Below are 12,079 nucleotides of genomic sequence, written 5' to 3'. Positions count from 1 at the left end.
TCTCATTTCATGGCTACTGTCACTCCGCGCGGCTCGGGGCGGGGGCATCCCCGCCGCTGGTGGGCGCTCGGCGCCCTCGTCGCGAGCATGTTCGCGCTCGGTTTCGATCTGACGATCCTCAACGTGGCGCTGCCGACCATGGCCGCGCAGCTGGACGCGACCACCGGCGAGCTGCAGTGGATCGTCGACTCCTACGTCGTCGTGTTCGCGGCGCTCATGCTGCCCGCCGGGCTGCTCGGTGACCGGTTCGGGCGGCGCCGGATGCTGGTCACGGGCCTGGTGGTGTTCCTCGCCGGGTCGCTGGTCGGCACAGTGGTCGACACCCCGGAGCTGGTGATCACGGCACGCTCCCTGATGGGTCTCGGCGCCGCGCTGGTGATTCCGCTCGGCCTGTCCGTGCTGCCGTCGATGTTCGGCGAGGAGGAGCGCGGCAGGGCAGTCGCCGCCGTCACCGCGTCCATGGCCGCGGGGATGCCGCTCGGGCCGCTGGTGGGCGGGCTGCTGCTGGACCACTACTGGTGGGGCTCGATCTTCCTGATCAACATCCCCATGGCCGCGATCGGCATCGCCGCCTGTCTGCTTCTGCTCCCCGAGTCCCGCGACCCGTCCTCGCCCCGGGTCGACGCCCTGTCCACCGCTTCCAGCGCGCTGGGGCTCGGTGCCCTGGTCTTCGGCATCATCGAGGCGCCCGGGCGCGGCTGGGACAGCGGCCCGGTGCTCGGCTCGTTCACCGTCTCCGCGCTGCTCCTCGCCACCCTCGTCGCACGGGAGCGCCGTGCGGTGCGGCCCATGCTGGACCTGAAACTGCTCGGCCACCGGGGGTTCCTGTTCAACAGCCTGGCCGCGACGCTCGGCACGTTCGTCTTCTCCGGGCTGCTGTTCATGCTGCCGACGTATCTGCAGGAGGTCGGCGGCAGCGACGCCTTCGGCACCGGGCTGCGGCTGCTGCCGATGATGGGCGGGCTGATGGTCTCCGCGCGGCTGAGCACCCTGCTGGTGCGGCGCATGGGACCACGCCCGGTGGTGACCACGGGCCTGGTGGTGCTGTGCTTCGCCGCGCTGCTCGGCTCCCGCACGGAGCCCGGCTCCGGCTACGGCTTCACCGCCCTGTGGCTGACGATCGCGGGCCTGGGCTTCGGCCTGGCGATGGTGCCCGCGATGGACGCGGCGCTCGGCGGCATCCCCGCCGAGGAGGCGGGCAGCGGCTCCGGACTGCTGATGACGCTGCGTCAGGTGGGCGGCGCCATCGGCATCGCGCTGCTCGGCAGCCTCGTCGCGGGCGCCTACGCCGACCGGCTCGACACCGCCGGACTGCCCCGGTGGGCCGCGGACGCGGCACACGACTCACTCAGCGGCGCCCATGCCGTGGCCGGACAACTGGGACTGCCGGCGCTCGCCCGCTCCGCCGACGCCGCGTATGTGGACGGCATGGCCACGGTCCTCGTGGTCTGCGGCATCGCGGCCCTGGTGACGGCCGCATTGACGGCACTGCTGCTGCCCGACCCTCGGGGCGCCGCTCCGGTCGGACAACCCGGGGGACCCGGCGGGCCCAAAGGGGCCGGAGAGGCCGAAGAGGCCGGAGAAGCCGAAGAGGCCGGAGAAGCCGAAGAGGCCGGAGAAGCCGGAGAGGCCGGAGAAGCCGGAGAAGCCGAAGAAGCCGGAAAAGACGGGAAGGCCGGGAAGCCACAGGGCGAGGCGGCCTCGGACTTCGGACGTGGCCCGGCTGGAGGCGGATGACCGACAATGAGCCGTATGACCACGGCACGGACCCCTGTTCCCGAGGCGGCGCGGCAGCTGAGCCTGCGGGAGCGCAAGAAGATCAAGACGCGGACCGCGATCAGGGACGCCACGTACGCTCTGATCAAGGAGCAGGGGTACGAGGCCACCACGGTCGAGCAGATCGCGGAGCGCGCCGAGGTCTCGCCGAGCACCGTCTTCCGCTACTTCCCGACGAAGGAGGACATCGTCCTGACGGACGAGTACGACCCCTTGGTCGAAGACCTGCTACGGGCACGCCCTCAGGACGAACCGGTCCTGGAATCGCTGCGCTGGTCGATCCGCCAGGGAATGACCATGGCCCTCGCCGACACCGCGGACTTCGAGCAGGACGAGGTGATCCTGCGCATCCGGCTGATGGTCGAGGTTCCCGCGCTGCGCGCGCGGATGATGGAGAGCATGTCCCTCACCGGCCGCCTGGTGTGCCGGGCGCTGGCCGAACGCAGCGGCCGCGACGAGGGCGAGCTCGAAGTGCGGGTCTACGCGATGGGGCTGATGGGCGCCCTGCTGGAGGCGATGATCTACTGGGTCGAGCGGGACTTCCGGGACGACCTGCCGGAACTGGTGGACCGCACCCTCGACACCCTCAAGGACCTGCCGAAACGGGCACCCGCTTCCGAGACACCCGTGACATCCTGACCGGGTGAACGGTCCCGAGATCCACGTCGAGTTCGCCTCCGAGCTGCACGTGTTCGTCCCCCGGGCCCGCCGGGACGGCACGGTGCGGGCCGCCACCGACGGCGCCGCCGGCCTCGGCCATGTCATCGAGTCGCTGGGCGTGCCGCTGACCGAGGTCGGCGCGCTGCTCGTGGACGGCCGCGAGGTGCCCGTCTCACACGTTCCGGCGGCCGGGGAGTCGGTGACCGTACGGACCGTCGCGCGACCCCAGCGGGTTCCGGGCGCTCCCTTGCGCTTCCTCCTCGACGTGCATCTCGGCACGCTGGCCCGCCGGCTGCGGCTGCTCGGCGTGGACACGGCCTACGAGTCGACCGACATCGGCGACCCGGCGCTGGCGGCGCGCTCCGCGGCGGAGCAGCGGGTGATGCTGAGCCGCGACCGGGGGTTGCTGCGGCGGCGCGAGCTGTGGGCGGGGGCGTTCGTGTACAGCACCCGCCCGGAGGAGCAGCTGCGGGACGTACTGGACCGGTTCGAGCCCGAGTTGCTTCCCTGGACGCGGTGCACCGCCTGCAACGGGATGCTGCGCAAGGCCTCCAAGGAGGAGGTGGCGGACCAGTTGCAGCAGGGCACACACCGGTCGTACGACGTGTTCGCGCGGTGCGGTGCGTGTGGGCGGGCGTACTGGAAGGGTGCGCATCACGAGCAGTTGGAGGCGATCGTGGAGCGGGCGCTTGCGCTCCGCGCGGAGCGCCGTTGAGTCCTGAGCGCCGCGGGGAACTGCGGGACCGCCGTGGCCGGTCGCGCAGTTCCCCGCGCCCCTTGGGGGCGCACCCGTCGGGGCGCTTCTAGCGCCTTGCCGGATCCCCCTTGCCGCAGGCGATCCCGTCCCTGTTGGTGTCCAGGTTCAGCGGGTCGTCCTTGCCGTTGACCTTCAGGCGGCCGTATTCGTTCGTCTTGAGCCACGTGCAGCGGGCGGCCGTCGTCTTCTTCACCTCCGCCGGGAAGTCCGTCGGCACGCAGACGTTGACTGAGCCGTAGTGGCGGTCGCAGCCGGAGATCGTCGGGCTGACCTTCTGGGACGTGCGCTTCTTGCCGGGCTTCACGACCTTGCCCTCGGGTGCGTCCGCGAAGTCGTGGACGTGGGCCGAGGCGTCCGTCGCCTTCAGGGCCTGCGGGCCCTGGAGGTGCACCCACTTCGCCACCGACGGCACCCCGTTCGCGTCCACCGCGAAGAGCATGTACCAGCCGGGCGGGGCCAGGTTGGGGTTGCTCGTGACGTTCAGGTCGACGTTGTCGCCGTCGACGGACAGCGGCAGGTCCACGAACCGCTGGTTCGGGTCGGAGGAGTGCGTGACGGCGGCCGGACGGATGAGCTCGGCCTTGGCGATGGGCCGGTCGACGGTGATCCGCTGGGTGTCGCCGTAGTTCCACTCGGTGTCGATGACGGAAGTGATCTGCGGGCGCGGGCCCTTGAACAGGTAGGGCGGGCTGTAGACCGACACGTCGTGGTTCCACGTGCCGTTGCCCGGGTTGTCGCCGGTGGTCATCACGCGGCCGTCGGGGAGCAGGAACGCCGAGGAGTGGTAGCCGCGCGCCTCGGGGTCGACGGCCACCGGGTCGAAGGTCTCCGACGCGGGGTCGAAGATCGACGTCTCGTAGACCGGGTTGGCGCGGTTGTGCAGGGCGCCGCCCGTCTCCAGCACCTTGCCGTCGGGCAGGAGCACCGCGGAGACGTACATCTTGCCCTGGTTCCCGGTCTGCGGGACCGGGCCGTTGCCGAGGTCGACCGTGCCCTGCGGGATCGGCGGCCCGGCCACGTACGACGGGTTGGGCTGCTTGAGGTCGATGATGTCGGTCAGGCGGTTCGCCTCCGGGTTGGAGTCGATGTTGCCGCCGCCGAGGGTGAGGACCTTCTGGTCCTGCGCCGGGGGCAGCAGCACGCTGGCCGACTGGTCGCGCTCGTCCTTGTTGCGGAGGCCGGGCACCTGGGTGGTGGTGTTGGCGTCGTAGTCGTAGATCGCGGAGCCGGTGCCGGGGATGTTGTTGCCGAAGACGTGGCTGCCCGAGTAGAAGAGGCGGCCGTCCTGCATCAGGATCATCGACGGGTACAGACCCCAGTACGACCAGGTCTGGTTGACCTTCCACAGCGGCTGCCACTGCTGCTCGGCCTCGGAGAACAGCTCGGCGGTGACCGAGCCGGTGGAGTCCTCCTTCAGGCCGCCGAAGGAGATGACGTCACCGTTGCCGAGGATCGTCGCCGACGGGTACCAGTGGCCGTCGTTCATGTCATTGGTCTTGGAGTAGGTCTCGGTCTGCGGGTCGAAGACGTACGAGTCCTTGTAACCCTGGTAGCCGACGCGGCCGTCCGCCGTCGGGTAGCCCTTGTTGCCGCTCATGACCAGCACCCGGCCGTCCTGGAGCTGGACGTGGCCGGCGCAGAACATGTCCTTGGGCGTGGGGATGACCTTGTAGGAGCCGTTCGCCGGGTCGTACACCGCCGAGGTGAAGGTGCCGGCCTCGAACATCGACTCGTCGTTTCCGGAGCCCGCGATCAGCAGCACCTTGCCGTTGTGCAGGACGACGGAGTGCATCGAGCGGACCGGGTTCTGCGTGGGCAGCACGTCCCACTTGCCGTTCGCGCACTGCTCCGCCGTGCCGGTGCACTCGGGCGGCAGGACCGGGTCGGGCACCTGGTCCATCGTGTAGTCGTCGGTGGTGGCGGAGCCGGTGCCGTAGACGGAGACGCCCCAGGAGATGCGGTCGGTGCCGGCCGGGACCTCGGGGGTGCGGACCGTGGCCTCGGTCCAGCTGCCCGCCATGTCCAGAGTCCTGAGGTCGGTCCAGTACTGCCAGCCGGACGTGGTGTCGTGCCGGAACAGGGTGATCGCGGCGTCCGGGGTCGTCGTCTTGTACCAGAGACCCAGGTCGTACTGCTTGCCCGGCGTCACCACCGGAGCGCACGCTGCGGACTCGGTGATCAGCGCCTTGCGGTCGCCCTCGACGCGGCGGGTCAGCTCGACCTTCATGGCCTTGGAGCCGGTGTGCGCGTCGGCCGTGGTGGTGAAGGTGAAGTCGTTGTCGCCCCAGCCGGACTTCTCCCAGCAGTACGGCATGTCGCCGGTGCCGGCGGTCTCGAAGCCGGGGTTCTTGATGAGGTTGGCGGCGGAGGCGGACTGGGGTGCGGTCAGGAGCAGGCCGGCGGTGAGGCCCGCCACGGCCAGGAATGCGGTACGTCTACGACGTCTGTTCACACGGCTCTCCTTGCTGTGCGGTGCTCCCGCGCCCGGGCTTCTCACGTCCCCGGCGCGGCAGGTAGACCAGCGCTTCGGTCCCGGCGAAGCGCAGGACGAACGTCGTCACCAGCGCGAGCGCGGTGGCCGACAGCACGCCCAGGTGCAGCTGGTGCACGAACAGGGCGATCAACGGGATGCGCAGCACCAGATCGGCGTTGGCGAGCAGCGCGAACCGCCCGGCCCGGTCCCACCAGCGCCGGTGCCGTCGCCGCTCGCGGAACAGCAGGTGCTCGATGAGCACGAAGTTCCAGGCGACACCCAGTTGGTTGGCGAGGATCTCCGCCGGTACGTAGTGCATGCCGGCGGCGGTCAGCGCCCACAGGCCCAGCAGGTTCGGCACGAAGCCGGTCAGCCCGATCAGGCCGAACCCGATCATCCGCGCGACGGGCGAGGCGGAGCGCAGCCCGGCCAGGTGGCGCAGGAAGCGCAGGCCCTCCTGCGCGGTGGACTTGGACTCCCCGGCGAACCGGTCCTGGAAGACGAAGGGCACCTCGGTGACCGTGCGGGGGCGGCTGCGGACGGCGAGTTCCAGGAGGATCTTGTAGCCGAGCGGCTGGAGGACTTCGGCGGTGACCGCGCTGCGGCGGATCGCGAAGAAGCCGCTCATCGGGTCGCTGATGCCGTGCAGCCGGCGCGGGAAGAGCGCCTTGGTCAGCCAGGTCGCCCCGCGCGAGACGGCCACGCGGTAGCTGCCCGCGAGCCCGGCCCGGCTGCCGCCCTTGATGTACCGGGAGGCGACGACGAGTCCGGCGTTGGCCCGCTCACCGGTGGCGACCAGGTCGGGCACGAGGGACGGCGGGTGCTGGCAGTCGCCGTCCATGACGACGATCCAGTCGGACGTGGCCGCCTTCAGTCCCTCGACGACCGCGCCGCCGAGCCCGCCCACCGGCTCCTCGCGGTGCAGCACGGTCACCGGGAACGGGCAGTCCTGCGCCGCCTTCTCGATGGCCTCGGGCGTGTCGTCGGTGGAGTCATCCACGAAGACGACCTCGCAGGGCAGCCGGGCCGGGACGGCCTCGGTGATCTGGCGCAGCAACTGCCGTACGTTCGCCGACTCGTTGAACGTCGGTACGACGATGGTGACGGCGCCCGGTTCGGGGATCTCGGTGGTCTCGACGACCTCGCCGGGGACGGTGGACTCCTGGCTCATCGCGCGCCTCCGGCGGACGTCTGGATCTGGCGGATCTCGATGCGGTCCTCGCCGGTGCCGAAGGTGGCGACCGGTTCCGAATGCTCCATGGCGGCCTTGACGTTGGGCAGGTCGGCCGCGTCACGCCGGACGGTCGGCGAGGCGACGACGTAGTCGAGGTCCTTCCAGCCGCGCGGCATCGTCTTCGTCACCGCCGGGTCGAGGTCGGCCTTGTAGAACCAGATGACGCCGAGCCCGGGCCGGTAGCCCTGGTGCACCAGGTCCAGCCAGAGGGCGTCGTCCACCAGCACCCGGGTGCGCTCCGGGTCCTCGACCTCCGTGGCCAGCCACTGGGAGGCGGCCTTGTAGGGGGCGTTGGCGTCGGTGGTGACGGCCGTGTGCGCGCCGTCGTACCAGCGGGGCACGACGTAGGCACCGGCGGCCAGGGCGAGGACGGCGGCGAGCGCGTACCGGCCCACACTGACGTACCGTTTCTCCGCCTCGGAGCGCCAGCGGCTCAGCACCGCGTGGGCGACGGAGGCGGTCCCTCCGGCGAGGACCAGCGCGAGGAACGGCAGGGCCTGGATGACGTACATCGCGGGCAGGTAGCCGTTCGGGCGCAGGGCCAGCGCCGCGAAGATCGCCACGGCCAGGGCGGGACCGGCCAGGGCCCGGGCGGTGACCGACCACCGCCAGGTGAGGAGCAGGAGCAGGGCGCCCGCGAGACCGCCGAGGGGCAGGACCTTGTCGTAGTACAGCCACGACTGGAGCACGCCCCAGGAGCCGGAGCCCCGGTCCAGGATGAAGCCCGAACCGGGTCGGGTCATCTGGTACTTGACGCCGTCCCAGAGGGACACGTGTCCGGCGCCGGGCAGCAACTCGCCCTTGAGCAGGGCGAACAGCGGGTACGAGAAGCCGATCAGGGCGCAGGCCGTGACGGCCCCGGTGATGGCGAACTTGCGGGTGTCCCGGTGGCTGTGGCGCCACATGGTGAGGAACAGGGCGGGCAGGACGACGAGCATCGTCTCCTTGGTGAGGACGGCCGTGGCGGCCGCGATGCCCGCGCCGAAGTGGTGCCACAGGTGGCGGCTCGGGGAGGCGGCCAGGGTGAAGGCCAGCAGCGTCCACATCACCGCGAGGTTGTCGAGGAAGATCTCCCGCTGGAGGACGACCGACAGCGGGGAGAGCCCGAAGAACACCATGCCGAGGGCGGCCGCCCAGCGGGGCAGCGCGAGGCGCCGGCCCAGTACGTAGACGAGGACCGCGCTGATGCCGCTGATCACCAGCATCGCGGCGCGCATGGTGCCCACCGTCATCGACTCGGGGCTGATCAGCGCGGGGATCCAGGTCAGCACGGCGATCTGGATCCAGCCGAGCGGCGGATGGTCGTACCAGTAGGTGTAGTGGGCCAGGCCGTTGCCCTGCTGGACCGACCAGGCCTGGGCGAGATAGGTGCCCTCGTCGTCACTGAGGGCCGGGTAGTCGGCGATGTTCCAGCCCTGCACGACGAGGATCGCCGCGAGGAGGACGCCGCAGAGGATCAGGTCGGAGCGCGAGGAGCGCAGCCGGCTCGGCGGCTCCGGTCTGCGGTGCGCACCGGTCCGGGGCGCAGGCCGGCGCTGCGCGGGGACCTTGGCGGTGGTCACCGCGGGAAGGGTGGAGGTCACGCGGGAACGTCCTCTCGGGTCACGGGAACGTCCTGGCGGGGCGTGGCCGGCTCGTCGAGATGCGCTCCGACATGGGTCGTCAGCTCCCAGTCGTTGCGGCCGCGCTGCTCACGCCAGACGGCCCGCACGGCCGCTCCGGCGAGCAGGACCTGGTAGAAGGGGCCGCCGAGGATCAGCTTCAGGTAGTGCGCGAAGCGGACGCGCAGCCCGTACTGCTTGCCGAAGTCGTGCAGTCCGACGACCTCGAAGACGAAGGTGACCAGGGCGGTGACGGCCGGCAGGAAGGTGATGAAGGCAATGCCGACGGGCACGTCCAGGAACAGCGCGATCGCCACGTTCAGCGGGATGATCAGACCGGTGAAGGCCTGCATGAACGGCGTCATCAGGGTGTAGCGGGCGAGCAGCCGCTGCCCGAGGGTGGGCAGTTGCCTCCAGTCCTTCTTCCGGTACACCTGGAGGAACCCCTGGTTCCAGCGGGTGCGCTGCTTCAGCAGGGACATGAGCGAGCCCGGGGTCTCCTCCCGGGTCACCATGTCGGAGTCGTAGGCGACGACGACCTTCTTGCCGACGCTGGACAGGCGCACTCCGAGGTCGCAGTCCTCGGCGAGGCAGTTCGGGTCCCAGCCGTCGGCTTCCCGCAGGACGTCCGTGCGGACGAAGACGGTGTTGCCGCCGAGCGGAATGAAACCTTTCTGCGCGTGCAGGTGGAGCCGCGAGCGGAACCAGAAGAAGTACTCCAGGCAGTTGCGCAGGCTGTACCAGCTGGAGTGGAAGTTGATCAGCTGCACCCCGCCCTGCACGACGTCCGCGCCGGTGGTGCGGAAGGCGTGGTCGACGTGCGCGAGAAGCTCGGGGTGGACCTGGTCCTCCGCGTCGAACACGCCGACGACGTCGCCGCGGCAGTGCGGCAGCGCCGTGTTCATGGCCTTCGGCTTGTTCTTCTTCTCGTGCGTGTCGACGACGACCCGGACCCGGCGATCACGCGCCGCGGCCTGCTCGGCCACGGCGGTGGTCTCCGGGTCGTCGTGCCCGACGATCACGATGATCTCGAAGTCGGTGTGGCTCGACTCCAGCAGCCGCTGGATCGTGTGGTCCAGCACCGCCTGTTCGTGCCGCGCGGGCAGCAGCAGCGAGAAGGAGACGTGCTCGTCCCCGTCCGGACTGCTGAACCGGGTGGAGGCGAGCACTTCCGGCGTGCGCCAGGCGTGCATCTGCCACCACAGCGTGAACGCCGCCATCCAGAACAAGGCCAGTGAAACGGCAGCGATGAAGACAGACGTCAGCAAACAGATCCCCCCAGATCCCAGAGCCCCCGGTCGTGACGGTGTGCCGGTGCGGCCCCTCCCGTCACGTCACTGTGCAGAGATTAGGGGGGAACTGTGAAGCCTGGGGGCTGTTCAGATAAAGAGCGTGTTTCCGTTGATTCCCGACTTCAGTCGCTCAGCACCGCACGCAACCGTTCAACTTCCGTTGTCGGCGCGTCACACGTGAAGTTACGGCAGACATAGGCCGCTGGTTCACCGCCGACCAGCGGACGGCCGCTGACCAGCGGGAACTCGTCGCTCTCCGGCACGCCGACGGCGACGACGGCACCCGGCGCGGTCCCCAGAAGTGCCGTGCGGTGCAGCGACCTCGTGCCCTCGTCGTCGAGCGACGGCCCCACGACCGCGACTTCCCGCGGACCGTCCAGCACGGCCTCCGCGACCGCGAGCCCCCAGCCGATGAAGCGCGGCACCCGCGGCCCGAGCGCCTTGACGACACCGAGGGCCTTCTCCGCGGCCGTGCGGTGCGGCTCGGAGCCGGTGTGCGCGGCGTACCCCAGCAGGGCACCGGCCGCCGCGCTCCAGCCGGACGGCGCGGCATTGTCGGTCGGGTCCTGCGGACGACGGATCAGCCGCTCGGCGTCGGCCGCGGTGTCGTACAGCGACCCCGACTCCGGGTCGGTGAAGCGGGCCAGGACGTGGTCGACGAGGAAGCCGGCGAATTCCAGCCAGACGCCCTCACCGGTGACGGACGCGAGCGCGAGGAAACCCTCCGCCACATCCGCGTAGTCCTCCAGGACACCCGCGTTGGCACCGGCGTGGCCGTCCTTGCTGGTGCGGGTGAGCCGGGCCTGCTCGTCCAGGTGCAGCCGGACCAGGAGATCGGCCGCGGCGACGGCGGCCTCGACCAGGTCGGGCCGGTCGAAGTAGGCGCCCGTCTCGGCCAGCGCGGCGATCGCGAGGCCGTTCCAGGCGGCCACGACCTTGTCGTCCCGGCCGGGCGCGGGCCGCTCCGACCGCGCCGCCAGCAGCCGCTCCCGGACCGAGGCGACCTTCTCCGCGTCGGACAGGGCCTCCCGCACGGGCAGTTGGAGGACGGACGCGCCCTCCTCGAACGTGCCCTCCTCGGTCACCCCGAAGTGCCGCGCCGCGAGGTCCGCGTCCTGCTCGCCTAGGACCTCCCGCAACTGCTCCGGCGTCCACACGTAGTACGCGCCCTCGACGTGCTTCCCGGTGCCGTCGTCGCTGTCGGCGTCCAGCGCGGAGGCGAACCCGCCCTCGTTCGTGCGCAGTTCGCGCACCATGAAGTCGGCGGTCTCCAGGGCGACGCGGCGCGCGAGCTCCGAGCCGGTGGCGCGCCAGAGGTGGGCGTACACCCGGCACAGCAGGGCGTTGTCGTACAGCATCTTCTCGAAGTGCGGCACCACCCAGTCACGGTCGACCGAGTAGCGGGCGAAGCCGCCCCCGAGCTGGTCGTAGATCCCGCCCCGGGCCATGCGCTCGCAGGTGTCGCTCGCCATCTGGAGCGCACCCTCGGCGCCGGTCCGCGCATGGTGCCTCAGCAGGAACTCCAGCACCATCGACGGCGGGAACTTCGGCGCCCCGCCGAATCCGCCGCGCTGCGGGTCGTACTCCCGGGTCAGCCCGAGCAGCGCCTGCGCGAGCTCCTCCTCTCCGGGGGGCTGCGCGTCGCCGTAGGAGATCTCCCGCCCGGCCAGATCCCGGACGATCTTCCCGGCGACCTCGGTCACCTCGTCCCGCCGCTCGTCCCACGCCTGGTGCACGCCCTGGAGCACCTGCCGGAAGGACGGCATGCCCTGGCGGGGAGCGGGCGGGAAGTACGTGCCGAAGTAGAACGGCTCGGCTTCCGGGGTGAGGAAGACGGTCATGGGCCAGCCGCCCTGCCCGGTCGCGGCCTGCACGGCTTCCATGTAGACGGCGTCCACGTCGGGGCGTTCTTCGCGGTCGACCTTGATGTTGACGAAGTGCTCGTTCATGACCTCGGCCGTCACCTCGTCCTGGAAGCTCTCCTTCGCCAGGACGTGGCACCAGTGGCAACTGGAATAGCCGACACTGAGATGCACCGGCACCCCCCGCCGCCGCGCCTCTGCGAAAGCCTCTTCCGACCAGGGCCACCAGTCGACGGGGTTGTCGGCATGCTGGAGCAGGTACGGGGACGTCTCATGAGCCAGTCGGTTCGGCATGCTTCCATCCTGCCTCACGGCGGCCGGCCTGCCGCGGAACGCGCCTCCCGCCCCTGTCCTCTGCCGGTGCGAAGGGGCTCGCCTCACGCCAGACGGGCTCGACGCGAGAGTGGTCCCATGTGCACCGCAG

General features: G+C 70.7%; 8 protein-coding genes. 3 read left to right on the top strand and 5 right to left on the bottom strand.

Annotated features, from left to right (window positions below; all coding sequences use genetic code 11):
* The first annotated feature begins 9 nt into the window (after positions 1-9).
* Genes A4E84_RS25650 through A4E84_RS25640 form a run of 3 tightly spaced genes read left to right on the top strand, consistent with a single transcriptional unit; the run spans position 10 to position 3,151 of the window.
* Positions 10-1,737, top strand: a complete 1,728-nt coding sequence (locus A4E84_RS25650) for a DHA2 family efflux MFS transporter permease subunit (protein ID WP_079129116.1) — start codon at positions 10-12, stop codon at positions 1,735-1,737.
* 15 nt (positions 1,738-1,752) lie between these two features.
* Entirely contained in the window at positions 1,753-2,415 is a 663-nt protein-coding gene (locus tag A4E84_RS25645; RefSeq protein WP_079129115.1) for a TetR/AcrR family transcriptional regulator, read from the top strand.
* A gap of 4 nt (positions 2,416-2,419) precedes the next feature.
* Positions 2,420-3,151, top strand: a complete 732-nt coding sequence (locus tag A4E84_RS25640; protein WP_062928797.1) for a Mut7-C RNAse domain-containing protein — start codon at positions 2,420-2,422, stop codon at positions 3,149-3,151.
* 88 nt (positions 3,152-3,239) lie between these two features.
* On the opposite strand, the gene A4E84_RS25635 is transcribed toward A4E84_RS25640, so the two are convergent.
* From A4E84_RS25635 to A4E84_RS25615, 5 genes are all read right to left on the bottom strand, one after another.
* A complete protein-coding gene (locus A4E84_RS25635) occupies positions 3,240-5,645 on the bottom strand; it encodes a galactose oxidase-like domain-containing protein (protein WP_107308374.1) in 2,406 nt (801 codons plus the stop codon).
* Complete coding sequence (locus tag A4E84_RS25630; protein ID WP_062928795.1) at positions 5,629-6,837, bottom strand: glycosyltransferase; 1,209 nt, start codon at positions 6,835-6,837, stop codon at positions 5,629-5,631. The genes A4E84_RS25635 and A4E84_RS25630 overlap by 17 nt, the downstream gene beginning before the upstream one ends.
* Positions 6,834-8,483, bottom strand: coding sequence for an ArnT family glycosyltransferase (locus tag A4E84_RS25625; RefSeq protein ID WP_062928794.1), 1,650 nt, complete (start codon positions 8,481-8,483; stop codon positions 6,834-6,836). The genes A4E84_RS25630 and A4E84_RS25625 overlap by 4 nt, the downstream gene beginning before the upstream one ends.
* On the bottom strand, positions 8,480-9,769 hold the full coding sequence (locus tag A4E84_RS25620; protein ID WP_062928793.1) for a glycosyltransferase: 1,290 nt from the start codon (positions 9,767-9,769) through the stop codon (positions 8,480-8,482). The genes A4E84_RS25625 and A4E84_RS25620 overlap by 4 nt, the downstream gene beginning before the upstream one ends.
* 146 nt (positions 9,770-9,915) lie before the next feature.
* On the bottom strand, positions 9,916-11,949 hold the full coding sequence (locus tag A4E84_RS25615; RefSeq protein WP_062928792.1) for a thioredoxin domain-containing protein: 2,034 nt from the start codon (positions 11,947-11,949) through the stop codon (positions 9,916-9,918).
* Between the last annotated feature and the right edge of the window lie 130 nt (positions 11,950-12,079).

Source organism: Streptomyces qaidamensis, from assembly GCF_001611795.1.
GTDB classification, from domain to species: domain Bacteria; phylum Actinomycetota; class Actinomycetes; order Streptomycetales; family Streptomycetaceae; genus Streptomyces; species Streptomyces qaidamensis.
This window is presented reverse-complemented; position numbering and strand designations above follow the sequence as displayed.

What these genes read in the sequence shown, in the direction of transcription:
- A4E84_RS25650 (WP_079129116.1), top strand. Translation starts at nt 10, where the DNA reads ATGGCTACTGTCACTCCGCGCGGCTCGGGGCGGGGGCATCCCCGCCGC.
- A4E84_RS25645 (WP_079129115.1), top strand. Translation starts at nt 1,753, where the DNA reads ATGACCACGGCACGGACCCCTGTTCCCGAGGCGGCGCGGCAGCTGAGC.
- A4E84_RS25630 (WP_062928795.1), bottom strand. Translation starts at nt 6,837, where the DNA reads ATGAGCCAGGAGTCCACCGTCCCCGGCGAGGTCGTCGAGACCACCGAG.
- A4E84_RS25615 (WP_062928792.1), bottom strand. Translation starts at nt 11,949, where the DNA reads ATGCCGAACCGACTGGCTCATGAGACGTCCCCGTACCTGCTCCAGCAT.